Source organism: Sphingomonas sp. R86520 (assembly GCF_042466285.1).
GTDB lineage: Bacteria > Pseudomonadota > Alphaproteobacteria > Sphingomonadales > Sphingomonadaceae > Sphingomonas.
Genome location: NZ_JAXHBZ010000001.1, coordinates 1127310 through 1153831 on the forward strand (window position 1 = coordinate 1127310; position 26522 = coordinate 1153831).

The 26522-nt window shown below is 63.8% G+C and carries 20 protein-coding genes; 12 read left to right on the forward strand and 8 right to left on the reverse strand.

The genetic code is table 11. The annotated features are described in order from the left end of the window. Complete coding sequence (locus SJY41_RS05280) at positions 1–690, reverse strand: prolyl hydroxylase family protein (RefSeq protein ID WP_380779679.1); 690 nt, start codon at positions 688–690, stop codon at positions 1–3. A 608-nt stretch (positions 691–1298) separates the two neighbouring features. On the opposite strand from SJY41_RS05280, the gene SJY41_RS05285 reads away from it, so the two are divergent. Then, positions 1299–1742, forward strand: a complete 444-nt coding sequence (locus tag SJY41_RS05285; protein ID WP_380779681.1) for a hypothetical protein — start codon at positions 1299–1301, stop codon at positions 1740–1742. A gap of 429 nt (positions 1743–2171) precedes the next feature. Further along, the gene (locus SJY41_RS05290; protein ID WP_380779683.1) at positions 2172–4151 is read left to right on the forward strand and encodes a beta-N-acetylglucosaminidase domain-containing protein; all 1980 of its coding nucleotides are present in this window, start codon (positions 2172–2174) and stop codon (positions 4149–4151) included. A 56-nt stretch (positions 4152–4207) separates the two neighbouring features. On the opposite strand, the gene SJY41_RS05295 is transcribed toward SJY41_RS05290, so the two are convergent. Together SJY41_RS05295 and bamA are read right to left on the reverse strand one after the other, a co-directional pair. After that, positions 4208–6679 (reverse strand): TonB-dependent receptor, encoded by a 2472-nt coding sequence (locus tag SJY41_RS05295; RefSeq protein ID WP_380779685.1) that lies wholly within the window; start codon positions 6677–6679, stop codon positions 4208–4210. Between the two features lie 105 nt (positions 6680–6784). Further along, complete coding sequence (bamA, locus tag SJY41_RS05300) at positions 6785–9406, reverse strand: outer membrane protein assembly factor BamA (RefSeq protein WP_380779687.1); 2622 nt, start codon at positions 9404–9406, stop codon at positions 6785–6787. Between the two features lie 228 nt (positions 9407–9634). On the opposite strand from bamA, the gene SJY41_RS05305 reads away from it, so the two are divergent. From SJY41_RS05305 to glpD, 7 genes are all read left to right on the forward strand, one after another. Continuing rightward, entirely contained in the window at positions 9635–9961 is a 327-nt protein-coding gene (locus SJY41_RS05305) for a hypothetical protein (RefSeq protein WP_380779689.1), read from the forward strand. A 271-nt stretch (positions 9962–10232) separates the two neighbouring features. Then, positions 10233–13070 (forward strand): TonB-dependent receptor, encoded by a 2838-nt coding sequence (locus tag SJY41_RS05310; protein WP_380779691.1) that lies wholly within the window; start codon positions 10233–10235, stop codon positions 13068–13070. A 174-nt stretch (positions 13071–13244) separates the two neighbouring features. Next, a complete protein-coding gene (locus tag SJY41_RS05315; RefSeq protein ID WP_380779692.1) occupies positions 13245–13607 on the forward strand; it encodes a GCN5-related N-acetyltransferase in 363 nt (120 codons plus the stop codon). Positions 13608–13728: 121 nt separating this feature from the next. Next, on the forward strand, positions 13729–14931 hold the full coding sequence (locus SJY41_RS05320) for an endo-1,4-beta-xylanase (protein WP_380779694.1): 1203 nt from the start codon (positions 13729–13731) through the stop codon (positions 14929–14931). A 141-nt stretch (positions 14932–15072) separates the two neighbouring features. Beyond that, positions 15073–15882, forward strand: coding sequence for an MIP/aquaporin family protein (locus tag SJY41_RS05325; RefSeq protein WP_380779696.1), 810 nt, complete (start codon positions 15073–15075; stop codon positions 15880–15882). Between the two features lie 31 nt (positions 15883–15913). Continuing rightward, the gene (gene glpK / locus SJY41_RS05330) at positions 15914–17401 is read left to right on the forward strand and encodes a glycerol kinase GlpK (RefSeq protein ID WP_380779698.1); all 1488 of its coding nucleotides are present in this window, start codon (positions 15914–15916) and stop codon (positions 17399–17401) included. Next, the gene (glpD, locus tag SJY41_RS05335; protein ID WP_380779700.1) at positions 17398–18894 is read left to right on the forward strand and encodes a glycerol-3-phosphate dehydrogenase; all 1497 of its coding nucleotides are present in this window, start codon (positions 17398–17400) and stop codon (positions 18892–18894) included. Before glpK ends, glpD begins: the two co-directional genes overlap by 4 nt. A gap of 239 nt (positions 18895–19133) precedes the next feature. Here the strand turns inward: glpD and SJY41_RS05340 are convergent, their stop codons facing one another. Further along, complete coding sequence (locus SJY41_RS05340) at positions 19134–19550, reverse strand: DUF3597 family protein (protein WP_380779701.1); 417 nt, start codon at positions 19548–19550, stop codon at positions 19134–19136. A 144-nt stretch (positions 19551–19694) separates the two neighbouring features. On the opposite strand from SJY41_RS05340, the gene SJY41_RS05345 reads away from it, so the two are divergent. Further along, the gene (locus tag SJY41_RS05345; RefSeq protein WP_380779703.1) at positions 19695–20267 is read left to right on the forward strand and encodes a DUF4142 domain-containing protein; all 573 of its coding nucleotides are present in this window, start codon (positions 19695–19697) and stop codon (positions 20265–20267) included. A gap of 109 nt (positions 20268–20376) precedes the next feature. Here SJY41_RS05345 and SJY41_RS05350 read toward each other — a convergent pair whose 3' ends face one another. Together SJY41_RS05350 and SJY41_RS05355 are read right to left on the reverse strand one after the other, a co-directional pair. Beyond that, positions 20377–20511, reverse strand: a complete 135-nt coding sequence (locus SJY41_RS05350; protein ID WP_380779705.1) for a hypothetical protein — start codon at positions 20509–20511, stop codon at positions 20377–20379. 138 nt (positions 20512–20649) lie between these two features. Beyond that, complete coding sequence (locus SJY41_RS05355) at positions 20650–21357, reverse strand: PAS domain-containing protein (RefSeq protein WP_380779707.1); 708 nt, start codon at positions 21355–21357, stop codon at positions 20650–20652. Positions 21358–21826: 469 nt separating this feature from the next. On the opposite strand from SJY41_RS05355, the gene SJY41_RS05360 reads away from it, so the two are divergent. Then, positions 21827–22066 (forward strand): hypothetical protein, encoded by a 240-nt coding sequence (locus SJY41_RS05360; protein ID WP_380779709.1) that lies wholly within the window; start codon positions 21827–21829, stop codon positions 22064–22066. Further along, positions 22059–23045, forward strand: coding sequence for a diguanylate cyclase (locus SJY41_RS05365; protein WP_380779711.1), 987 nt, complete (start codon positions 22059–22061; stop codon positions 23043–23045). The genes SJY41_RS05360 and SJY41_RS05365 overlap by 8 nt, the downstream gene beginning before the upstream one ends. 54 nt (positions 23046–23099) lie before the next feature. On the opposite strand, the gene SJY41_RS05370 is transcribed toward SJY41_RS05365, so the two are convergent. Together SJY41_RS05370 and SJY41_RS05375 are read right to left on the reverse strand one after the other, a co-directional pair. Continuing rightward, a complete protein-coding gene (locus SJY41_RS05370; RefSeq protein WP_380779713.1) occupies positions 23100–24986 on the reverse strand; it encodes a putative bifunctional diguanylate cyclase/phosphodiesterase in 1887 nt (628 codons plus the stop codon). A gap of 228 nt (positions 24987–25214) precedes the next feature. Then, complete coding sequence (locus SJY41_RS05375) at positions 25215–26495, reverse strand: amidohydrolase family protein (protein ID WP_380779715.1); 1281 nt, start codon at positions 26493–26495, stop codon at positions 25215–25217. Positions 26496–26522: the final 27 nt, after the last annotated feature.

Sequence of the window (26522 nt, forward strand, 5' to 3'; positions counted from 1 at the left end):
TCATTGGCACCAGGGTCGTTCGCGATACCATTTGGTCAGTACGTATTTGACGCCCTGCGCGACCGGCATACCCTGATGCAGCGATCCCGGGTTCGGCACGCCGTATTCGTCCATGTTGTTCCAGATCACCAGATTGCCCGCTTTGGGCGCAATCATGACGCCGGCGGTCGGAAAGTTCGTCCGCCCGCCTTCCTCGGGCTCGTTCAGGAACGTCATCGCGGACCAGGTCCGCTGTCCCCCCATGGCAGCCTGATCCTGCCAATAGGCCTGGCCCGTATCGAAGAAGTCGTGATGCGGTTTGAATTCCTGGCCCACCGCGTAGCGTTGCCCCTGCAGCGCTTCTCCGTAACGGGGATCGAGCCCCGTCAACGCGTCCAGTTTGCGCTCGACGACCGCAACCGCGTCGGGACCAGGGTAGAGATAGCAGGTCTCGCTGGTCCGGTAGGACGGGATCGGATCGTCCGACACGACCGGCGATGGTACACGGTTGGCATCGATCAGAGCGATCAAAGCGTCACATTCCTCGCGCGATAGAAAGTCGCGGACGATGTAGAGTTCGACGTGATTGGTCGGCAGTTTTACCGCATGGGGAAAACTTTCGACATATTCGCGCACCTGGGAGGCCACGTCGGATCGCGCCAAAGCACCGATCTGGTCGACATGGTCTCCGCTTGGCGGATAGGCGATCATGTCCTCGATAGTATTCGCGTCTACGCCAGATTCTATATCGATGCTTAGGGGACCAGCCATTTAATTACCGCCATCTTCCGAATTATTATGATCCAATACAGCGTCGTAGAACAAAACATAGATTATATTCGCTGGCAGATGGGTCTTTATCGCCTAACCGACGTTTAACTTATACGACCAACATAGGTTAGGCTGGTTCAGCGATAACGATCGCGAAGCCCCGCCCTGATGGATGCGCACAAGTCGCACCAAACCGAAGAGTTCGGGAACATCCCACGCTCCGCTGCCGGCGAGAGCGAAGGGTGACGCGATTTAACGGACATCGGCGGAGAAATTCATGCACCCGAGATATTGCTCGGATGTAGGGCTGTTGCCCTGCACCACGCCCATCCCCCTCGCAACGTCGACAGTTCGCGGTCGCAACGTACCGACCACGGTCGCCGCAAAAGCAGGCGCGATCGCGGCGGGAAGCCGGCTTGTCGCGCAAGGTATCTCTGGACAGCCGACCGGTCGCTTTCGGTAACGACACCGATCGCCCCGCGATCGACCCCATCGTTTCCAGACCGATACTCTTTCTCGTCCTCGCGCTTCGCGGGGCCAGGATCACCATGTTCAAAAACATTCTCGCAGCTGTTGCTGCATCGTTGCTCGCGTTCACGCCGCAGCCCGCCACCGCCCAGCGGCTCATCCTGCCGGGCGCGTTGCTGCTGGCCGGCTACCGCGCGACCTGTGGTCCGGTCGATACGATGATCCAGCCGATCGACGATATCGCAGCAGCGTACAAAGGTCGCATCATCCTCCATCCGCGCGTACTCGACCTCCCGCGTGCGCAGCAATTGTTCTGGTACACGCACGAATGTGCTCACCAGATCTTCGGTCCTGGCGAAGCTGCGGCGGATTGCTGGGCAATCCAGCAAGGCAAGCTCCAGGGTTGGCTCTCGCGCGAAGAACTCGACAAGCTCAACACGTCGATCCAGCAGTTTCCGGGCGACGCTTCCCACGCCAGCGGCCCAGCCCGGATCGCGTCGATGGAGAAATGTTTCTCCCGCTAGAATAGGTATAGATGTCTGTCGCTCGACGGGGCCGCCGACGTAGAACTCGAATTCCTGCTATTGCCCCCTGTCCGCACCGCCCAGTGACTGGTCAACCGTCGTCACGTCGGTACGTCGTACCAACGCTCCGAGGATGAACGCGGCGACAAGCATCATCACTGGCACCGCGGGTACCCGTACGATGCCGAGCCGCGGCTGCACTTGATACACCGCGACCAGTATCGGCGCGATCGCGCGTAGGGCGTAGGAGCCTTCCGCTTATTGCACGCGAGCCAAGACGCATCTGCGGTCGATAGCCGGGGAGCGATCACGGCGCTTCGTCACGCACCGCCCGGCTGCCGAACGGTCACGGACGGCTGCAAGGCTTGCCGTCGACGGCGAAGCTGCCTATCCCGTTCGACAATACCATTATAGTACCGGAGAACTGGGATGACGCGACGCATTGGCCATATCGGTGCCTGCTCACCGCTGATCATGGCGGTGGCCGCCCTGACCGGTCTGTCGACGGTACCTGCGTCGGCGAAGACCGCTACGCTGCCCGAAATCTTCCCGGCGCCGGCATCGATCACGCTCGGAACCGGCGCGGTGACGCTGGGCACCTCGGTCGTACTGATCGCGGCGCCCGGGGTCGACCCGGAGACTATTGCCCTGGTCCGCAGGATATTGACCGCTTCCGGCGTGGAAACGATCGCGACCGCGCAGCGGCTGCCGTCGGTACTCGATCGGCCACATATCATTCTTGGCCCCGATACTGCCGCGGTCGTCCGCGATGCACTGGATCGCAGCCAGACCTCGGCGGATCGTCATGCCGAGGGCTATACGATCGTGAGCATGCCGGCGGGGCGTGGTGGCGTCGTCACGCTTGCCGGCCATGACGCGGATGGGCTGTTCCATGCCGCGCAGACGTTCCGCCAGATCGCCGCGCGTCCCTTCATCCCGGCGCTCGTCATTCACGATCATCCGGCAATGCCGATACGAGGAACGATCGAAGGCTTCTACGGCGCGCCGTGGTCGATGGCGGACCGCACCAAGCATCTGGAATTTCTCGCCACCGTCAAGGCGAACACTTATGTCTACAGCCCCAAGGACGATCCCTACGCGCGCGCGCGGTGGCGCGAGCCCTACCCTGCGGCCACGCTGAGCGCGCTCGGCACGCTGGCGGCGACGGCACGGCGGAACCATGTCGATTTCGTCTATGCGGTTTCGCCGGGTCCCTCGGTCTGCTTCTCCGACCCCGCGGACCTGCAGGCGCTTGAACACAAGTTCGACGCGATCCGGTCGATCGGCGTCGACAGCTTCTACGTCGCGCTCGACGACATCGAATATGCCAAATGGAATTGCGACCGCGACAAGGCGACGTTCGGTCCGTCGGGCGCGGAAGCGGCCGGCATCGCGCAATCCAGGTTGCTGAACGCGGTCCAGACGCAGCTCGCCAAGGCCGATCCCAAGGCCCGCCCGCTGATCATGGTTCCGACCGAATATTACGACGCGAAGGAAACGCCGTACAAGGCGGCGCTGCGCAAGTACCTCGACCCGCGCATCGTCGTGCAGTGGACCGGGACCGACGTCGTGCCACCCGCCATCTCAGTGCCGGACGCTCTTGCCGCGACCAAGGCATTCGGCCGCAAGACGCTGTTGTGGGACAATTACCCTGTCAACGATTATGCGCAGACGACCGGCAGGCTGCTGATGGCACCCTATGCCAGACGCCAGGCTGGATTGTCCGGGGAGCTTACCGGCATCCTGTCGAACCCGATGAACCAGGAGGCGCCGAGCCGCGTCGCGGTGACCGGTGTGGCCGCGTTCGCATGGAACGACGAGGCGTACGATGCGGACCGTACCTGGCATGCCGCCGCGCGCGAACTCGCCGGGGGCGATGAGCGGGCGACGCGCGCGCTGCTGACCTTCTTCGATACGCAGCACATGGCGCCGACGTTCGGCAGCCAACCGTGGCAGGAACAGGCGCCGCGCTTGAAGGCCACGCTGGACCGGGTCCGCGAGGCGATCGCCGGTTCGGATGATCGTGCTCGAAGCGACGCGATCAAGGATCTCGCCCGCTGCGCCGACGAGATCGCCAACGCGCCCGACATCATCAGGTCCGGCACCGTCGACCCCGGCTTCGCCGCGCAATCGCGCCCGTGGCTCGATGCGATGCAACGATGGGGTCGCGCGCTCCAGTTGACCGCCGCCGGACTGGCCGCCGCCGATGATGGCAACACCGCTGCGTCGCGCTATTTCGCCGATGCCAAACGCCTGGCGGCCGAAGCCGCGGCGATCCCGAGCATTCCCGGTGCGACGCGGTTCGATGGTCCGATCAAGATCGCCGACGGGGTACTCGATACGTTCGTCACGGACGCGCCGACCTTGTTCGCGCTTCCCGTCGCTGCGGAAGCTGCTCCCGCCAAGTAGGGGTAGCCTGGCAGCAGGCGATTGCGGCGGGGACCCTGATCCCCGCCGCACCGCGATCAGAACCCTACGTTAAGGGTCGCCGAGACCGCGCGTGGTGCACCGATCTGCGCATAGGTCAGCGAGTTGGTGGCACTCGTCCCGCTGAAGCCGCCGACGTACAGCTTGTCGAACAAATTGCTCACGTTCAGCTGCAGATAGGTCTGGTCGTCCAGCCCCAACGGCTTGAGCGAGATACGCGCGTCGAGATTGACCAGCGTATAGGCGGGCGCCTTGGCCCCATAGACCTGCACGCCCGAGATCGTGACGGGCAGGTTCTGGTCGTTGACGTAGCGCTCGCCGGTCCGCTTGGCCTCAAGGCCGACGCGGATCGGCCCGGCATTGCCCTCAACACGGCCACCGAAGGTGTAGGTGGGCGCGCCCGCTTCACGCATGCCGGCGGTATAGTAAGTGGTCGTCGCGGACGCCTGGACGTCGTCGAGGATCTTCGACTTCAGGTACGATCCGAACGCGTACAGCGTCACCAGGTCGATCGGACGATAGCTGACGCTGCCGTCGATCCCGTATTTGTGGACCGTGCCGAGGTTGCGATAGATGGTCGTGTTGGTCTCGAGATCGTAGGACGAGGCGAGCCGGTCGTGGAACACCGTGTACCAGCCCGAAACCTGGGCCTGCAGGCGACCCATCTGGTAGCGCAGCCCGGCATCGAAATTGTCGGTCGTCTCGGGCTTGGCACCCTCGGCGCCGGCCGTGCCGTCGGCATAGTAGAAGCTGTTGTAGAGGTTGTCCGTGCCCGGGACCTGCATGCCCTTCGAATAATTCGCGAAGACGGCAAGCGGCGCGACCAGCTGATAGACCAGTCCGGCGCTCGGCAGCACGCGGTTATAGTTGAACTTGCGTTCCTGCGGCCCTTGGTAGTTCGGGTAGGCGGCGGCGATGATCGCGTCGGTCGCCGCGTTCTGCCCCGAACAGATCAACGCCCCCGTCGAACTGGTGGTGAAGCAGTAATTATGCAGGTCGCGCGTGAAGAACGGTGCGCGGATGCCGGCGTTCAGCGTCAGCTTGTTGTCGAAGAACCGGCCGCGATATTCGCCGAACGCCTGGTTCAGGATCGCCTTCGAGAAGCGATCGCGCTTCTGGAGTGCGGTACCGGTCGAGTCGAGCAGCGGCTCTTCGCTCGGGAACGGCGTCGTCGCCATGCCGTACCCGTTGATCGTGGTCAGCTCGCCGGTCTGGCGATGGCGGCCGTAATCGAGGCTGTAGCCGACACGTATCGTCTGGGTGTCGTTGAAATCGTACCGCAAACCGAGATTGAGCAGGTAGCGGTTGGTTTCCGTCGCGCTCGGCGCGCTGACGAGCACGCTGTCCTTGGTGTCGCCGTCGCCGTTCAAATCTACGCCGCCGAAATACGGCGTGCTGCCGACATAGCCGGCGGCCGCATGGCCACCGATCGTCGCGAAGCCTTCCGAGGCGGTCGCGGTGCCGCCACCGTTCGCCAGCGTGTACGAATAGGCCGCGTCGGCGGTGAAGGTCAGCTTGTCAGCCAGCGTGAAGCGCGAATTGATGCGGATATTGGCGGTTTTCGACGGATTGTAGCGATAGTCGTAGGCGCCGAAGCCGCAGGCGACGCCGGCGCTGCTGACGCAATTGCCGACGTCATAGAAGCGCTCGTCACGCGTCTGCGGGAACCGGTTGCCCGAGCCCGTGCCGACGCTCGTGCCGACGCTCGTGCCGACGTTGCTCAATGGCACCGAGCCGAAAAAGTTGTTGATGTTGCGGTTGTAGTGGCCGGCAACCGAGATGAAATCGCCGCCGTTGCCGATCGGCTGGTAGATCTTCGCGTTGATCTGCGTCTTGTCGATCTTGCCGGCATCGGTGAACACGACGTCGTTGGTCGACTTGCTTGCCGAGAAGAAGGCGCGGGTGCCGAACGGCGTGAAGACGCCCGTGTCGACCGCGCCGAACACACGGAAGAAGTCGTACTGGCCGACCGATCCGGCCATCCGCACGTGGAAATCCTCGGATGGGTTGCGGGTGGTGTAGTTGATCGTCGAGCCGGTCGCGGACGCGCTCGGGCTATCGACATCGGTCGATCCTAGACTGACCGCAACCTGTCCGATCAGCTCGGGATCGAGCTGCTGGTTGGAATAGATCGCATAGCTGCCGGTGTCGTTGAGCGGGAAGCCGTCCCACATCTCCGATACGCGGCTTGCGTCGAACCCGCGAATGCTGAGCGTACCGCCTGACGACCCGTAGGGATCGTTGTTCTGGAAGCTGACGCCGGGCAGCATGTTGATCGTGTCGTTGATCGACTGGCCGGGCGTCTCGTGCTGGATGAACTCCGCGTTCAGCCCGACCTTGGCCTTGGATGTCGCCGGCAGGACGACGCCGCCGACTGCAGGATCGCCCTTCTTGCCGGTCACGACGATCTCGTCAAAATCCTTGGTGCCGGTCGACTGCGCGAACGCAGGAGACGCGATCAGACACAAGGAGCAGCCGAACAGGCCGCGCGTCAGATTAGTTTTGCCCACTTTGATACCCCGAACTCGTGGCGACATGCCGTCCGCCACTCGGGCGGATCATTTGGCGCATCGGCGTGTCTGCGGAATGTCCGAATGTTACGAAGCGTTCACGATTCAGAATTGTCCGCCGATGTTGAACGTGACGAGCTTGCTGTCGTCGCCGGGCGCTTTCAGCAACGCCTTGGCGAGATCGATCCGGAGCGGTCCGAACGGCGAGGTCCAGTTGACGCCGATGCCGACCGACAGGCGCGGGCTCGCCGTGTTGCCGGAGTAGGTCTCCTTATAAGTACCGAGCGCATAGGTGTACGGCGTGCCGGTATTGGTGGTCGTGCTGGCGCCGGCCGAGTCCAGGTACAGGAGGTTACCCGAGGTATCGGTATATTGGCGCGTGCCCGCGACGCACGCGGTGGACGCCGTGTTGGCGACGGCGCAGGTGTCGGTGAGGGTCGGCGTCTTGCCGCCGAACACCGCGCCGACATCCATGTAGATCGACGGACGCAGGCCGAGTTCACGCGCACCGGCACCCATCGGCAGTTCGAGTTCGAGGCGCGCCTGATAATAGGCGGTTCCGCCCAGCGCAGTCTGCGTGTTCGAGGTACTGCTGCTCGACAGCGTCGCCGGGACGGTCGTCGTATCGTAATAGGTGCGCGTCACCCGTGGGCCGACCCCGCGAATGTCGAAGCCGCGCATCTGCGGATCGCCGAGATAGAAGCGATCGGTCAGCCGGACGTCCTGGCCCAGCCCCTTGATATAGCCACCCTCGGCATGCGCGGACAGGATGAAGCTGGAGCCGAGGTCCATGTACTTGGTGTAGTTCGCAGTACTGCGGATGTATTTGGTGTCACCGCCGAGGCCGGCAAAATCCTGGCTGACGCTGAACGTGCTGCCCTTGCTCGGCCGGATGCGACTGTTGGTGTTGTCGAACACCAGCGAATAGCCGATCGACGAGGTCCAGCGATTGCCGACCGCGTCGCACAGATACGTGCCGGCGATGGCGGGATCGCAGACGCCGTTGGTGTAATAGGTGGCAGCGTCGAGCGTGACCTGATCGTAGGATAGCCCGTAGCGTGCGGTGGCGGACCAATATTCGGTGAGCGGCACCGCCGCGCGAATCTGGAAGCCGGTCGACACCTGCTCGTAGGTGGTGTCGTTGCTGTCGCCGGTGGTGCTGTACGAACTGTAGTCGCGGCGGAACAGATCGCCGCCCAGCGCCACGTTCGTATCGAACAGATACGGCTCGGTGAAGCCCAGATTGACCGATTTCGAATAGGCCGAGTAACTGACACCCGCGCGCAGTTCCTGGCCCATGCCGCGGAAATTGTGCTGGGTGATGTTCGCCGATGCGATGAAACTCTCGAGGCTCGAATAGCCTGCCGACAGCTGCAGCTCCCCGCTCGATTTCTCTTCCAGATTGGTCTCCAGCACGACGCGGTCGGGTGCCGATCCGGGGGTCTGCTTGATCGCCATCTTGTCCTGAAAATAGCCGAGCGAATTGATCCGGTCCTCCGAGCGCTTGACTTGGAAGCTATTGAACGCGTCGCCCTCGGCGAGGCGGATCTCGCGGCGGACGACCTTGTCCTTGGTCTGCGTGTTGCCGTTGATCTCGACGCGCTCGACATAGGTGCGCTTGGCTTCGGCGATGTTGAAGGTCACGCCCATCGTCAGCGTGTCCGGATCCTTCTGGAACTCCGGATTCACCTCTGTGAAGGCATAGCCGAACAGCCCCGCGGTCTGGCTGAGGTTGTCGACCGAATCTTCGACGAGCTTCGCATTGTACCAGTCGCCCTTCTTCAGCTGCAACGTGGCGGCGAGCTTCTTACTGTCGAAGTCGCGGATCTGGCTGTCGACGCCGACGTCGCCGAATTTATACCGTTTTCCTTCCTCCACCACATAGGTGATGATGAAGTCCTTCTTGTCGGGCGTCAGTTCGGCGACAGCGGAGGTGACGCGGAAATCGGCATAGCCCTGCGTCAGGTAGAATTGCCGCAGCTTCTGCTGGTCGTAGCTCAGGCGATCCTGGTCGTAACTCGTCGCCGACGAGAGCAGCCGGCTTACCCGCGCCTGCTTGGTGGCCATCTGCGCGCGGATCTGTGCGTCAGAGAAGACCGCGTTGCCGAGGATATTAATCTGCCGAACCTTCGACTTCGGGCCTTCGCTGACCTCGAACACGACGTCGACGCGGTTCTGGTCGAGATTGACCATCTTCGGATCGATCACCGCCGCGAACCGACCTTGCCGCCGATACAGTTCGATGATCCGGCCGATGTCCTGGCGGACCGCGGTGCGCGTGAAGATCTGGCGCGGTGCGAGCTTGATCTCCTTGGTGATCTTGTCGCTCTTCAGCGCCTTGTTGCCTTCGATGATCACCCGGTTGATGATCGGGTTCTCGCGAACGCGCAGCACGATGTTGCCATCCGCGACGCCGGCGATCGCGTAATCCGCGAACAGGTCGCTGGCTTGCAGATCCTTCAAAGCCTGGTCGAGCGTCTCGGCGGTGTACGGTGCGCCGATCCGAAGCCTGGTGTAGCTCATCACGGTCTCGGGTTCGATCCGTTGCGCCCCCTCGACGCGCAAGGTCTTGATCGTGCGGGCGGGGACGTCCAACGCCGGGGTTCCGGCGGACGAGGACGGTTTGCCGGGCACCGGACTGGCCTGCGGTGGCGTCGTGCCGGATGCCGTGGCCAGGGTTCCTGCGATGGCCCAAGCCACGGAACCAGCGCCCAAATCGAAAATCATGCATGCGTCTCCGGGGTGAACCGGGCGCATCGACGGCGGATGTTTCCTTCGGATGTTCCAACGTGTCAGGCCCGGCGACAGTCGTGCAACATCACGCGACCGCGCATCCCCCTGCGGTGTGATGTGACGCCGCCACGTTGCCGGAGAAATCATCGGGACATTGGAACGCGTCAGACAGGCTGCTTGCCACCAGGGCTTGTGCGCCCGCCTATTGCAAGGAGAAGCATCATGCGTGTTGCCATCAAGGGCGTTCCGGCGTCGGAACCGATGCCGTCGTCGAACCTGCCCGCGCTGATCGACAATCCCTTCGCGCCGGAGGTCTTCGCCACCGGGCTTGCGGGGTTCGCGAACCTCAACGGGGTCATCGTGCTGACACTTGAAAGTGCCCGCTGCGACCATGCGCGCCAGCCGCCATCGGTCGAGCGCGTGGTCGTCGGGCGGATCGCGCTGACCAGCGGCGCGGCGCAGGATCTGGTCGCCGGGCTCAACCAGTTCCTCGAACAGCAGGGCCTCAGCCCGAGCAAGGCCATGGCGAGTGGAGCGACGTTCCAGTGACGCGGCGCTCGATCGACGGAGTCATCGCCACGCCCACACCGATCGCACGTCGCGTGTTTCGCGGCCGTTACCCCGCGTCACACAAAGTCGTGACATAGCAACGCTGTGTCGCAAACCGTGCCAACGGTACAACACCTTCAGATGATGACATTTTGATGGCTGATTAAGCATTGTCGATCCCCGATTACGGCCGCAGACCAAGGCGACGGAACCAACCGTAATCGCACCAAATCACCGCAATATACGAGATTGTGGTTCAGGGAGTATCGACATGCGTCTCGACTTTCGCAAACGCCTTCTGGCGTCTACGCTTCTGCTTGGGTTCACCACCCCGGTTTTCGCCCAGACGGCCGAGACTCCTGTACCGGCGACGGCGACACCCGCGGAGGCACAAACCGACCCGGCGGCACCCGCGGACGGCGACACCATCGTCGTGACGGGCTCGCGCCTCGGCGGCGACAGCCTGAAGCAGGCCTCGCCCATCTCGGTCGTGAGCGCGAAGGAGATCGCGCTGTCGGGCCAGATCAACGTCGAGAACGTGCTGAAGGACCTGCCGCAACTCATCCCGAGCACCACCGGCGCGTCGAACAATCCCGGCGGCGGCGTCGCCACCGCAGATCTCCGCGGGCTCGGGTCAACCCGCACGCTCGTGCTGGTCAACAACCGCCGCTACGTCGCCTATGACGCCAACCAGGTCGTCGACCTCAATACCATTCCGGCCGCGCTGATCGAGCGGGTCGACATCGTCACCGGCGGCCGCTCAGCCGTGTACGGGTCGGATGCGATCGCCGGCGTCGTCAACTTCGTGATGAAGAAGGATTTCAGTGGCGTAGAAGCGAACGCCGATTACCGCATCAACGAGGCGGGCGATGGTGCGAACTTCAACGGCAATCTGTTGCTCGGCGGCAATTTCGAAGACGGCCGCGGCAATGCGACGATCTATTTCGATTACACCAAACGCGACGGCATCCTTCAGTCCGCGCGCGATTACTCGAAGCAGGCGCTGGTCGACGACGGCTCGGGTGGCCTCATCGCGGGGGGTTCCGGCTCGATCGAAGGTACCCGTTTCGCGATCGGCGGCGTTGGACGCAAGTTCGAGACTGACGGCAGCTACACGCCGTATAATTCGGCGACTGACGCGTATAACTACGCGCCATACAATTATCTCCAGGTCCCGCAGCAGCGTTTCCTGATGAGCGCGCAGACGCATTATGAGGTCAGCCCGGCGCTGAACGTCTATGCCGAAGGCCAGTTCATCAACAACCGCGTGAAGAACGAGCTGGCGCCGACGCCGTACACTGGCTCGGTCTCGCTCGACGCGGACTCGTCGTTCCTTTCGGCTGGGTCGCAGGCGTTGCTGAAGGGCCTGGATACCGATGGCGACGGTTATGTCACCTCGACGATCTATCGCCGCCTGACCGAAGTCGGCGACCGCGTCTCCAGCCTCGACAACACCGCGTATCGCGCGGTCCTCGGTGCCAATGGCGACCTTGGCGGCGGTTGGAACTACGACGCCTATTACAGCTATTCGCGCACCAAATCGATCGAGACGCAGAGCGGCAACGTATCGAACAGCCGCGTGCTCCAGGCCCTGCGCACGACCTATGACTCCAGTGGCAACCTCGTCTGCTCGGACCCGAGCAATGGGTGCGTTCCCCTCAACATCTTCGGCGCCGGCAACATCAGTTCGGCCGCCGCCGCGTTCATCACCATCCCGGTGCAGAACACGAGCACGATCAGCGAACAGGTCGCCAGCGCGTCGATCTCGAACCGCAACCTGTTCGATCTCGGCGCAGGCCCGGTCGGGATCGTCTTCGGCACCGAATATCGCCGCGAGCACGGCAGCTACAACCCGGACTTCTCGCTGTCGTCGGGCGACGTCGTCGGCTTCAACGCGGGCGAAGGTCTGAGCGGCGGCTACGACGTCAAGGAAGCGTATACCGAGGTCGCGGTCCCGCTGCTGGCAGATATCCCATTGATCAAGCGCCTCGAAGTGAATGGCGCGTATCGCTATTCCTATTACTCGACCGCGGCGAAGTCGGTGAACACCTATTCGGGTGGTGTGGTCTGGTCGCTGATCGACGACATCTCGTTCCGAGGCCAGTATTCGCGCGCCGTCCGGGCGCCGACCGTGTCTGATCTGTATAGCGGCTCGACGCAGGACTTCCCGTCGGCGACCGATCCCTGCACGACGGCAGTCGCGCTGACGAATACCAACCTCAACGCGAGCTGCCTGGCAACCGGCGTTCCGGCCAGCGCGATCGGCACCGCGTATGACGGTGGCAGCACGCAGATCCAGACGATCAACGGCGGCAACCCCGCGCTTCGCGAGGAAACCTCGGACACATACACCGCCGGCATCGTCCTGCAGCCGCGTGTCCTTCCCGGCTTCTCGTTCACCGCGGACTATTACAAGATCAAGATCGCGAACTACATCTCGACGGTCGGAACGACGAACCTGATCCGCGCATGTTACGGCGACGACGGTAATGGTTACACGCCGTACAACACCAGCTATTGCGCGTCGCTGCCGCGCGACGCCAACAGCTACACGATCACCAATGCCGCCAACACGTTGGCCAACACCGGCGGCGTCACCACCCGCGGCGTCGATTTCGAGGCACGCTATGCCTTGCCGCTCGGCTTCGGCGCCTTCGGCAGCAGCACCAGCAAGCTGGACTTCCGGTTCAGCGGCACCCGTCTTATCGCGTTCGACTACAACCCGGTCGCCGCCATCCCGGACCTCAAGATCGATTGCGCCGGCAAGTTCGGCACGACCTGCGGCAACCCGTACGCGAAATGGCGCCTGTCGGGACGGACGACCTATTCGACCGGTCCCGTCACCGTCTCATTGCTCTACCGCTATCTGTCCCCGGTCGATGACGATACCGGCGGCTATTCGGTCGATCACATCAAGGCGTATCATTATTTCGACCTGAGCACGGCGTTCGAGGTCAAGCCTGGCTTCACCTGGTCGGTCGGCGTCAACAACGTCTTCAACAAGCAGCCTCCGATCCTCGGCGACAACCAGGAACAGGCGAACACGTATCCGTCGACTTACGATCCTTATGGCCGCGCGTTTTTCGTGAGCACGAACGTCAAGTTCTAGGCGCGATCGGCTATGGGATGTCCGTATCCCATAGCCGATATTCTGGGTCAGGCTCGTCATGCACGTCGCCGGGCACGTCCGGAGTTACTGCGTGACGATCCTGCCTTTCCAACGAATGCCTGGAACGGCTTGCCCGCGACCGCGACTTTTCTTCGTACCGTTCGTTCGAACTCGATGGAGATCGAGAGCCGTAAGGCCGCAGAATCGTGTTGGCTTGAACTGACCCGCGAGGCGCTACCGGAAGCGGCAATCGGGCGGAGTTGGCCGGTGCGCGCGGATCATTGCTTCCAGCGCATCTTCCTCGACCACGCCTGCGCGGGCGTCTGGTACGACCATATTCAAGGCCGCCCGGCATATGCGTGCGCGGATCGGCGTTGTCTCGACCGGGCGATCGCTATAGCCGAGGCCGTCCTCGCCGGGGAGGCCGATCTCGACGCACTGAACCGTCAGTCGCTGGCGTGGCGAAAGACCCGCGCGCTGTCGCTGCAGGCAAAATTACCCGCCGCGCAATCTCAGTTGGAGTTCGGCCGCGACTGATGTTCCAGCATGGGTCCGGGGTGAGGTCGCAAGGCCAGGACGCTGCCGCGTCCGATTGACAGCGTCGACCTCGCGCACGATGCTCGCTCAAAGAGAATAGTCTCGGGGCAGAGGATGTTAGGTGGAAATCACGCGACGTGATGGGCTGGCGATGCTCGCCGGGCTTGCAGTAACCGGGTGCCAGACCGCGAATGTCGGTACCGCGACGGCGACGACCAGCACCGCCGCTGCCGGCCCCCTCGGGTCTCGGTCGACACCGTCCGGCTTCGTCAGCCTTCAATCGCTGGCCGCCGCCAAGGGAATGCGTTTCGGGTCCTGTTTCGCATGGGGCGAGCCCGGTGCCGATCGTGGGTCGTTCGCCAACCCCGCCTATGCCGACCTGTTGCGCCGCGAATGCGGTCTGCTGGTAGGTGAGAACGAGATGAAGTGGCAGTCGATCCGGCCTGGTCCTACCAGCTTCGATTTTCGTCGGTTCGACGCGATGATGGCCTGGGCGGACGCCAACGCCCTGCCGGTACGGGGCCACAACCTGCTCTGGCATCAGCCGAAATGGATGCCACGCTGGGAAGAAGCGTACGACTTCGGTGCACGACCGGCCCGCGAGGCCGAACGGTTGCTTGTCGAACACGTCACGACGGTCTGCCAGCGATACGGCACGCGCATTCGCAGCTACGATGTCGTCAACGAGGCCGTGAACCCGGCGGACGGGAGTTTGTACCAGACTGCGCTGTCGCGAGCCCTGGGTGGTCCCGAGCCGACGATCGACCTCGCCTTCCGGACCGCAAAGGTCGCGGCCCCGCATGCGCAGCTCGTCTACAATGATTATATGAGCTGGGAACCGGGGAACGCGAACCACCGCGCCGGGGTGTTGAAGCTGCTCGAAGGGTTTCGGACCCGCGGCGTACCCGTCGATGCGCTGGGCGTGCAGTCGCACATCGTGACCCAAGGGGTCGATGCGCAGGGGGCCGTCCGGGCGCTCGAGGGCGACTGGCGCCGGTTTCTCGATACCGTGACCGCGATGGGTTTTGCCTTGGTAATTACCGAACTAGACGTGCGCGACAACGGTCTGCCCGGCGACGTGGTCGCACGCGATACGGCGGTCGCGGCCTACACCCGCGGATATCTCGACGTCATGCTCGACTACCCATCGGTCCGCGACATCGTCGCCTGGGGAATGACGGACCGCTACAGCTGGATCGAGGGGTTCGAGCCTCGCGCGGACGGCGCTCGACGTCGCCCCTGCCCTTACGACGACCGATTTGCCGCGAAACCGATGCGCGACGCGATCGCCAGCGCCCTATCCGCCGCCCCTGCCCGGCGTTGAGTGCAGGCGATCCTTGCCCTGCCTCGGTGATCCCTTTCGCGCACCGAGGCGTGCCGAGGATGCGATCGAACCGCGAGACGCGCGCCGAGCCGCATGCTAACCCATGCCCAGCCGTGACGGCCCCGGCGCGAGGATAGGCAGATGAAACCGCAATCCAAGGCCTTCCTCGGCGAACTGATCTCCGAAGCGATTGCCATCCTGATCGTGATGACGTTCGGCCTGTCGGTCGCCGCCATGTACACGCTGTATGATCCCAGCCCGTACAAGACCGCCTATTGGGGCGTCTGCATGACCTGGGGGATGGCGGTCTCCATCTCGATCTACGTCACGGGCGCCGTATCGGGCACCCACGCAAACCCCGGCGTGACGCTCGCACTGGCGCTGTATCGCGGCTTTCCCTGGCGCAAGGTGATACCCTATTGGTGCGCGCAACTGGTCGGCGCGTTCCTCGGTGCCGCGATCGTGTACGCGCTGTATTACAACGTCATCGACCATTTCAACGCGACCCAGCATCTGACGCGAGCGGGTGGCGGCGCGGCGGGCGTGTTCTTCACCGCGCCGGGGGTCGCGGTGACGACGATGAAGGGGTTCGTCGACGAAATCATTCTGACCGCCATCCTGATATTCGGGATCTTCGCGATCACCGACGAGTTCAATACGATGGCCCCGCAAGCGAATTTCGGCGCTATCGTGATCGGCCTGCTGGTCGCCGTGATCGGCGCGTCGATGGGGTATCTGGAGGCCTGGGCGATAAACCCGGCGCGCGACCTCGGTCCGCGCAGCTTCGCGTGGCTAATGGGATGGGACTCATCCGCCTTTCCGGGCGTCGGCAATTATTGGTGGGCACCGATCGCGGGTCCGCTGATCGGCGCCGTGATCGGCGGCGGTGCACAGCATCTGCTGATCCGCCCTTTCCTGCCGCGGGACAAGCCCGTGGCCGGCCCGCAATGACGCGTGCCGAACTGAACGAGGAGCGTGACGCTTGACCGATACGATCATTCTGGCGATCGACCAGGGCACGACCTCGACCCGAAGCATGACCTTCGGCACGGACGGTGTGCCGCGCCACGCCGTGCGCCGCGAATTCGCGCAGCATTATCCGCAGTCGGGCTGGGTCGAGCACGACCCGGAGGACATCTGGCGCGATACGGTCGACACGCTCAAGGACGCTGCGGAAGCCGATGGCGGCAAGATCGCGGCGATCGGCATCACCAACCAGCGCGAGACGGTGGTGGTATGGGATCGCAAGACCGGCAAGCCCGTCCATAATGCGATCGTATGGCAGGATCGCCGCACCGCGAAGCTGTGCGCGCAACTGAAGGCGGACGGCAACGAACCGCTCGTCCGCGCGCGTACCGGGTTGATCCTGGATCCGTATTTCTCGGGTACCAAGCTGAAATGGATCCTGGACGAAGTCGCCGGCGTCCGTGAGCGTGCCGAGCGCGGCGAACTCGCGTTCGGGACGATCGACAGTTTCCTGCTGTGGCGTCTGACCGGCGGGAAGGTTCACGCCACCGATGCCAGCAACGCATCGCGCACGTTACTGTTCGACATCCACAAAGGTGCGTGGGACGACGACATGCTGCGGATGCTCGACATTCCCGTCAGCCTGTTGCCGGAGGTGAAGGACAACAGCACGATCTTCGGCGAGACGACGGCGGACCTGCTTGGCAAGCCAGTGCCGATCGGCGGCATGGCAGGCGACCAGCAGGCCGCCGTCGTCGGCCAGGCCTGTTTCCAGCGTGGCGACGCGAAATCGACCTATGGTACGGGATGCTTCGTACTGCTCAACACCGGCGAGGACGCGGTGACGAGCAAGAACGGCATGCTCACGACGATCGCCTATCAACTCGACGGAAAGATCACCTACGCGCTCGAGGGCTCTATCTTCGTCGCAGGGGCCGCGGTGAAGTGGCTTCGCGACGGCCTCGGCCTGATCAACCGCGCGGCCGATACGGATGACATGGCGACCAAGCTCGACGGCAACGACGGCGTCTACATGGTGCCGGCGTTCGTCGGCCTCGGCGCGCCGCACTGGGACCCGGACGCCCGCGCCAGCATCACCGGGCTGACCTTTGCCGCCACCGGTTCGCATATCGCCCGCGCGGCCCTCGAGTCCGTCGCCTACCAGACCGCCGACCTGATGAATGCGATGGTCGCCGATGGCGCTCGTGACGCACGGCAGATCCGGGTCGATGGAGGGATGGCCGCAAACGACTGGTTCTGCCAGTTCCTCGCCGACATGCTGGACACCGACGTCGTACGCCCGGCCAATATCGAGACGACCGCCGCCGGCGCGGCGTTCCTCGCGGGGATGGCGGTGGGGATCTGGAACGGTCCGGACGACATCGCCGCTGCCTGGAAAGAGGATCGGACGTTCCGACCGGCGATGAAGGACGCACAGCGCGCTGCTCTTATGGAGGGTTGGCAGGAGGCCGTCGGCCGTACCCGCTCGGGATCGAAGGCATGACCGGCGTCACGGACCACCACGCGGCAACCGTCGACCTTCTCGTCATTGGCGGCGGCGTGAACGGCACGGGCATCGCCCGCGATGCCGCGGGCCGCGGACTGAGCGTGATGCTGGTGGAACGCGACGACCTCGCCTCTCACACCTCGTCGTCGAGTACGAAGCTGATCCACGGCGGTCTGCGCTACCTCGAATATTACGAGTTCCGACTGGTCCGGGAGGCGCTCGCCGAACGGGAAAAGCTGATCGACGTGGCCCCGCACCTGATCCGGCCGATGCGGTTCGTCATGCCGCTGGCCGCGGGCATGCGGCCGGCGTGGCTGATCCGGCTTGGCCTGTTCCTGTACGATCACATCGGCGGTCGGACCCGGTTGCCGAAATCGAAGGGCGTGCGCCTCGACAAGACGAAATGGGGCGCCGGGCTGAAACCGATACGGCACGGTTTCGTCTATTCGGACGGCTGGGTCGACGATGCGCGGCTGGTCGTCCTGAACGCGCTGGACGCGGCCGAGCGCGGTGCCGACATCCGCACGCATACCAGCTTCGAGGGTGCACGGCGCGACAGCGACCTCTGGACCGCGACGCTGGGCGACGGCAGCACGGTGCGCGCACGCGCGATCGTCAACACGTCCGGCCCCTGGGTCAGCAAGGTGCTCGCGGAAATGCCGCAGGCGCATGCCGAACGCCCGCCCCGCCTCGTCAAGGGCAGCCACATCATCGTCGCCAAACTGTTCGAAGGCGAGCACGCGTATATCCTGCAGAACCCGGACAAGCGGATCGTCTTCGCGATACCCTATGAAGACGATTTCACCCTGATCGGCACGACCGACAAGCCGTATGAGGGCGATCCGTCGCATCCGACCATCGACCCGGACGAAACCGCGTATCTGTGCGACAGCGTCAACCGCTACTTCACGCGGCAGATCGGCGCGGACGACGTCGTCGGCAGCTATTCCGGTGTCCGGCCCTTGTTCGACGACGGCAACGAGAACGCCTCCGAAGTGACGCGCGACTATGTCCTGAGACTGGGCACGGACGCCGCGCCGCAGATCCTGTCCGCGTTCGGTGGCAAGATCACTACCTATCGCCGGCTCGCGGAACATGCACTGGCCGATTTGGCGCCGTTCCTGCCCGCGATGGCGAAGCCCTGGACTGCCGGCGTTTCCCTCCCCGGCGGCGACCTGCCGAACAGCGATTTCGCGACGTTCCTGAAAAGTGTCCGCGCGCGCTGGCCGTTCCTCGACGCGATCAACGCGGAGCGACTGGCGCACGCCTATGGCACGCGTATCGATCGCGTCCTTGGCGACGCCACGGACCTCGACGATATCGGGCACGGCCTTTCCACCCGGGAAATCGATTATCTCATCGATGAGGAATGGGCGCGGACTGCGGAAGACATCCTCTGGCGCCGGACCAAGCTCGGTCTACACGGCGGGGCAATTCTCACCGCGGCCGTAGATGCGTATCTTGCTAAGCGGGCGAGCCTTGCCGCGTGATAGCTCGACGGCCTGAGGTGCATTAGGCCGCGTCGGCACGGCGGGTAAGCGCGTTAGGCCCGATCACGCGCCGTAGGTAAATGCCATCTGTACCAGCGGCGCGGTGGTATCGGCGATATTTCGGAAGAGGCGAGCTCGTCGGTGTCGCGCCCCTCCCGGGAGCATCGACCGATCCGCCATCGACCGTGGTCGGGCACGCAACGATATTCGTTGGCGTTACCCACCACGGCCTAGCGACGTCAGTTCCGCAAGCTGTCCGGCACGACGCCACCGTTCTCGGCGAGCTTGGCCATCACCGCCTTGTGAAGTGCGACGTTCTGTTCGGCACTTCCATCCGCGCCCGAATGGACGTTCAATTCCGTTCCCAGTTCCTTGCGTGCGGCCAGGCTGGAGTCGAGATCGAGCAGCTTAAGCAGGTTGACGATCGACGTCTGGTAGTTTCCGCCGCCATCCTTCATCGCCGCCATTTCCGACAGCACTGCACCGACGTCGACGGACTGGGGTGCGGCTGCCTGTACCGGTGCGGCGGCCGGGGCCACCTGTGCAGGGGCTGGAGGTGCGGCGCTCGACGTTGCAGGCGCAGGGGCCGGCGCCGCGGCCTGCGTCGTCGCGCCGTGGTGAAAGATCTTGCTCATGATGTTGCCGAAGATGCTCATCGCGTTGGCTCCTTGTGGTTATCGGCCCCGACGGCCGTCATCGCGCTCAACGAGAGGCAACGCAGTAAGCTCCCGACAATAGTGGAACGTCGCCGCGCAACCGTACGTTCGGAACACCGGTTCATGGATTAAAGGAGACCACCAATGCTTTCGATGAAAAGCCTGTTGCCGCTGGCCGCTGCCACGCTCGCGCTGTCCGCGTGCGGTTCGAAGACCGAGACTGCGGACACCAACGCGACGGTGGCAACCGACACGACGGTCGCCAACGATGCGACGGCGACCGCTGCGGATGCGCCCGGTCAGGCGTTCGCCAACATGGCGGCTGCCAGCGATGCGTTCGAGATTGCGACGTCGCAGGCGGCCTTGACCGCCTCGTCCTCAAGTGCCGTCAAGAAATACGCGCAGATGATGATCGACGCCCATACCGCGTCGACCGCGAAGCTGAAGGCGACGGCGTCGGGCCTCAGCCCTGCCCTCGTGCCCGATCCTGCGCTCAATGCCGAACAGCAGCAGAAGCTGGACGCGCTGAAGGCAAAGACGGGTGCCGATTTCGACCGCACCTTTATCGCCGAACAGACCGCCGGGCATCAGCAGACGCTCGACACGTTGAAGGGTTATGCGGCGACCGGCGACGTTCCGGCCCTGAAGACGTTCGCTACCGGACTGGTACCGATCGTGACCGCACACCTGAACATGGCCAAGGGCCTGAAGGCGTAAACTTTTCGGGCGGGGTCGGTCACGGTAGTGAAGGACCCCGCCCCTCCGATTCCACTGGTTTCGCGCATACGCCCACCGCCTACCCGTACTGCGACCATCGGCCGCGTTTTCAGGCGCGCTTTGCCTTTTCCTTCAACAGATCGATGGCTTGCGCGATATGTGCCGCCGCCAAGTGCTCGCCCATCATATCCATCTGGCGCAGCGCCTCTTCGAGCAGTTCTATCGTCGGCCGGTAGAGTCCCATGCAAACCTCCACAACGCTCACCAGGAAATGCGCAAACCCCCGGCAATGCCGTCTCAAGCCAAGGCGCCGTTGAAAGGCGTCATGACCAACGTCAGCCCAACGTGCCGGCGATCAAGGCCGGCACGGTTTCGAACGTACCTATTCTGCCGGATCGTGCGCTCCGGTCATACGCGGTGCGTTGACGACGATCTGAGCTAGATACGTTTCCAGTTTCCTGTGTGTGTCCGCCGTCAACCGAAAGGCCTTCTCGCGGTCCAGCGTCGGATTTCGAGTCTCTAGTTCGAGTACGCCGTGCTGTTCGAGCGCCCTGACCCACCGGGTTACGACGGCATGGGGATACCCTAGCGCCTCAGCCAAGCCGGTCGCATCGACTGCGCGGCCTTCTGCCTCGGCCACATAGGCTGCGAGAATGGCATCCCATCCGGGTTCCGAAAAAAGCGACGGATCGCAGATCGTCGCCCGGTCTCGCCTGCCAGCAACGAGGAACCTCGCGGTTTCGAGCAGGAGCGCCGGATCACGCCCGCCATCATGCGTGATGACGGGCTCTATCGTCGCAACGATCGCGCCTGGATCATTGCCGCCCGCCATCAGCGACACGGTGTTTCTTACCCAGACGAGCGATCCGTCGTCGCACAGGAATCGTTTGACGATGCTGAAAGGCGTACCGGTCGCTATCAGTTTGGCGATTGCGGCCGCGCATTCCGTCCGGTCGGCCGGCGCGGTGACATCGAGCACGAGTTTGCCGCGCACCTTGTGGGGCTGCGACTTCAGTATGTCGCAAAACGCCGCATCGACGCCGGTAAGCTCCCCCCGACCGTTGACCGTCACATGACCTGCTTCCAACATCCGCCAACCTCCCGAAGCGAGACTGCCGTACGATCGTCACCGGCTCCGGATCAGCGATCCACGATGAACGCGATCAAAGTCCCGTTGATAAATTACGATAATTCAACGCTAAATATACATCAAGTTTCAAATTCTGGCCGATTCGGTTATGAGTTTCGGCGCACGCCGTTTCAGCTTTTCATAAACTCGGGTCGCAGCAACAATAAAAAGATCACGCCGTATCCGCCCGGTTTTTCCGACCATCTCGTTGGGCGCGACTGCGCGGGACTACGTAGAATCGTCATCGTGCCCCCCGAGGTTCTTGATCGAAGCCAGTTCGGATGCGCAATAATCTGCGGCTCGGGTCACCCATGCAGCGGCGCGCGATAAAAGCGCACCGGCTCCGAACCAGGGTCATTCGACCGCAGAATACGCGACCTGTTAACCATTGCGCCGTAACATGCGGTTGCCGTATTCAGGAAGACCGCCCGTGCGTATCGATCAACTGCATCCTACTCCAACGTCACCGGAACCGCTTGAGATCCCGGCCCAGTTGCTGGACAGCGTGCTACGCCATCAGGCGCACCTGTCGGCACTGATCGAAAGCTTGCGCGCGGCGGGCGTTGACGAGGACATGGTCGCCGCCAGCGTTCGGACGCTGGTCGACAGCTATGCCGACGACTTGACCATCGCGATCCGCGCGATGATGAAGGAGCCCTATTGTGGATGACGCCCGACTGCATGACGACGATGCACGGCTCGCCGCACTGCGCCGTCTCGAGGTTCTCGACACCGCGATCGAGGAACCGTTCGAGAAGATCGTGACGCTGGTCCGTACGGTCCTCGCCGTACCGATCGCGACGGTGACGTTGGTCGATCGCGACCGGCAGTGGTTCAAGGCGCAACGCGGCCTGAGCCGTACCGAAACACCTCGCGCCATATCGTTCTGCACCCACACGATCGCGCAACGCGAACCGCTAATCATCGAGGATGCGCTGTGCGACGCACGGTTCGCCGACAGTCCCCTGGTCGCAGGCCCGCCGTACGTCCGCAGCTACGCGGGTATCCCGTTGCGTACGCCCGAAGGCTATAATGTGGGTGCGCTCTGCGCGATGGACACCCGGGCTCGCCGGTTCAGCCCCGCAGACGTGTCGATCCTGAGCAATTTCGCCAACATCGTGTGCGATGAACTGGAATTGCGACTGATCGCCCGCGTCGACCACCTGACCGGTGCGCTGACGCGGCGCGGGTTCATCGAACAGGCGGAGCGCGAGATCGCACGCGCACGCCGCTACGGCCGTCCGAGCGCCTTGGTGATGCTCGACATCGACCATTTCAAGTCGGTCAACGATACGCACGGGCACGGGGTCGGCGATCAGGTACTCCACAAGATCGCGAGCATCGCCGAGGTCGTCTTGCGGCCCAGCGACGTGTTCGGCCGGCTGGGTGGGGAGGAATTCGCCCTGCTATTGCCCGAGACGAGCGGACGCGAAGCCGTCGAGGTCGCCGAACGGCTTCGACAGGCGATCGCCGACTGTTCGATGCCCTTGCCGGATGGCGGAACGCGCCAGGTTACCGCCAGCTTTGGCGTTTCGGAACTGTCGCCGCTCGTCAGCTCGGTAGCCACTTGGCTAGAGAGCGCGGACACGATGCTCTACGCGGCCAAAACGGGCGGACGAAACTGCGTGAAACTCGCTGCGTCGCTTTGAACAGGGCGTCAGGGACTCGGTTGCTTCGCAATGGACGGTCGTTGTCGGAAAATGTCAGCGCGCGGCTGATCCATCCTTCACGACCGGCAAGCGAACCGCGTTCTGGCTGTGGTCCAGCAGAAGCAGCGTCGTGGCGCGGCGATCGACCGCGGGCGAGAAGATGAAGCCCTGCCCCAGCACGCAGCCGATCACGCGAAGTTGTTCGACCTGATCCTCGGACTCGATCCCCTCCGCGACGATCCGGATCCCCATCTTCTGCGCGATCCGGATAAGCCCCTCGACGATCGTCAGGCTGACACCGTCCGGATCGAGATGGTCGACGAACGTCTTGTCGATCTTGATGACGTCGACCGGCACCGTCAGCAGGTGCGTCAGCGAAGCGTAGCCGGTTCCGAAATCGTCCAGCGCGACGCGTATGCCGCGCGCGCGTAGCGCCCTGATCGCGTCCTGAACCGCCTGATCGCCGCGGCCCATGTAGACCGTCTCGGTGACTTCCAGGATGACGTGTTCGAGGGATACGCCCTCGCGTTCGAACGCCGCGGTCAGGACGCGCTCGACGCCCCCGCCGCTCAGGTCCGCGGACGATACGTTGATCCCGACATGCTGAAAGGGGATGCCCAGATCCAGCCACCGGCGCAGGTCCGCCGCAACCAGGTCCATCATCCGCGCGGTCAATGCGGTCGCGACGTGGGCGTCGGTCGTCGCCTCATGGAACGACGACGCCGCGACGATATTATCGCCGATACGCATCCGGCAAAGCGCCTCGAGCCCGACGATCTCTCGCGTGTCGAGACGGAAGATCGGCTGGTAGAAGGCCTCGACCCGGTCTTCGCGCAGCGCGGCGCCGAGGTCCCTGATGGCCCCCAGTCGCCGCGTCATGCTCGATCCGAGGCCCGCCCAATAGCGGACGAACCCACCCCGGCCGGTTTCCTTCGCATGATACAGGGCGAAGTCCGCGTTCTGCCGAACGCGCTCGACGGTCGGGTCGTCGTGCGTATGGACTGCGCCGCCAATGGTCGCGCGCGGGACGACGATCTGCCCACCGCAATCGGCGGGCGGCGCGAGCAGTTCCAGGATGCGCTCGGCCGTCGCGTGAAGATCGCGCAAGGCGTCGGGAGACTCAAGGATCATGGCGAATTCGTCGCCACCGACCCGGAACGCCGGGCCCGGCTTTACAGCCGCGGCGATTCTTTCACTGGCGGTCTTCAACAACTGATCGCCTGCGTGATGGCCGAACGTGTCGTTGACCATCTTCAGGTTATCGAGATCGAGGATGAACAGCGCCCAGCCACGATCCCCCCGCGCTTCGAGGCCGGCGAGCGCAGCGTTGAACGCCGCGCGGTTCGGAAGCCCGGTGAGCGCATCGGTGAACGCCCGGCGCTGGTGCTCGACGACCCGGTGATGCCGGTCGATCGCGATCAGGCTGAGATACAGGCAGTTGGCAACCACCTCGCGTTCGAACGCGGTCGGTCCGCGGACCTCGCGGTAGTAGAAGGCGAACGTCGCGACCGTGTTGCCGTCGGCATCGCAAATCGGACTGGACCAGCACGCGAGCAAACCGTGCGGCAGCGCCAAATCCTTGTAGTCGGTCCAGCGCACGTCGGTCGCGATGTCCGTGACCGCGACGTCCGTCTGCAGGTAGGCGGCACTACCGCAGGAGCCGACCAGCGGGCCGATGACGACGCCGTCCAGGGCGTCGGAATAGGCCTTCGGCAGGCTTGGCCCTGCCAGCGGATGCATTCGCCCCGCCGCGTCCATGGTCAGCAACGAGCAGATGACGTCGGGCAGCAGGCGCTCTACCTCGTTGCAAAGCGTGGTGCAGGTAGACTGCAGGCCCGCGCCCTTGGCAATCATCTTCAGGATCGTGTTCTGCAGATGAAGCAGAACCCCTCCGGTATCGTCGCCGCTCCGGCTGTATCGGTCTGGAGCGCCATACGTCATGACGAACATCGGTATAGGCAAAGTATTGCCAATTACTTGCACAATAAAACCACATTGGATCACGTGGCTTCCAATGTGGTTTATTCAACTAGATCATAGCATCTAGTCTAGCCGATCAGAGCCGGCGCGCTTTCCAAGCTCCCCGCCGTGTTCGGAAAGGCCCCGAAGACACGGCATGGCTGCACGAATCAACGCGTAATCGAACGTTGATACTCGCGGCAATCCCGTTCAGCCGCCGGGCCCGGTTACCACCACCCCGCCCTTCATCACCAGCCTAAGCCGCCGTACAGCCCGTATGTCCACGACCGGGTCGCCCTCGACGGCGATCAGGTCGGCAAGCAGACCGGGCTTTACCGCACCAAGCCGGTCCGACATCTTCAACCATCGCGCGTTGCCCGACGTCGCCGCGATCAGCACGTTCGCAGGGCTGAGACCGGCGGCGGCCAGCAATTCCATCTCGCGCGCGTTGCTGCCATGGGCGAAGACGCCGACGTCGCCGCCCATGCAGATCGGGACGCCTGCATTGACGGCCAGCCTGAAGCTTTTGCGGTTGAGTTCGACCGCGGCGGGCGCCGGCTCGCTACCGGTCCAGCCACGATAGCGCGACGTCGCGTCGGACGCCGCCAGCGTGGGGCACAGGGCGATGTGCTTCGCGGCCATGTCCGCAAAGATCGCAGGCGTCCCGCCATAGCCGTGCTCGATCGTATCGACCCCGGCAGCGACCGCGCGCCGCATGCCCTCGGCGGTCGCGGCATGGACCGCGACCGGCCGCCCCGCATCGTGCGCGGCCGCGACCGCCGCCACCATCTCGGCGAGGCTGAGCGTCGCCCTGCTCTCTTCGCCGGGACGCCACCGATAGTCGGCGTACAGTTTGATCCAGTCGGCGCCCGCCGCGATCTGCCGCCGTACCGCCGCGACTATCTGATCGACGCCGGACACTTCTTCGGCACCTTGCGGGATCGCGACGCCGGGTTCGAAGCCCTTGGGGCCATAGGCGCCCAACGCGACGATGGCGCGCGTCGCCACCGATAACCGGGGTCCGGGCACGACACCCTGGTCGATCGCGGTCTTGAGTCCGACATCGGCATAGCCCGCGCCCTCGGTTCCCAGGTCGCGTTCGCTCGTGAACCCCGCGAGCAAGGTAGCCCGTGCGTTCGCCACGGCACGCGCGGTGCGCAACGCGAGAGGCTCGTGCAGAACCTGGTCGTCCCAACTCGCCTCGTCATAGGGATGCAGAAACAGGTGGCCGTGCCCTTCGATCATGCCGGGCATCAGCGTATCGCCCGCGAGCACGATGATGCGCGTGTCGGCGGGCGCGCGCAGATCGGGGCCGACCGCGACGATCCGGTCGCCGGTCACGAGCACTTGCCAGCCCGCGTGGACCTGACCATCGACACCGTCGAACACCCCGGCGGGTTTCAACAACACCGACGTCGGCGGCGACGCGCGCACCGCGCTGGGCAGGCCGAACATCATCGTCATCGCGATCGCCAGCCAACGCATGGCCATTCCCCTTTTGTCGCTTTACGCTGTGCC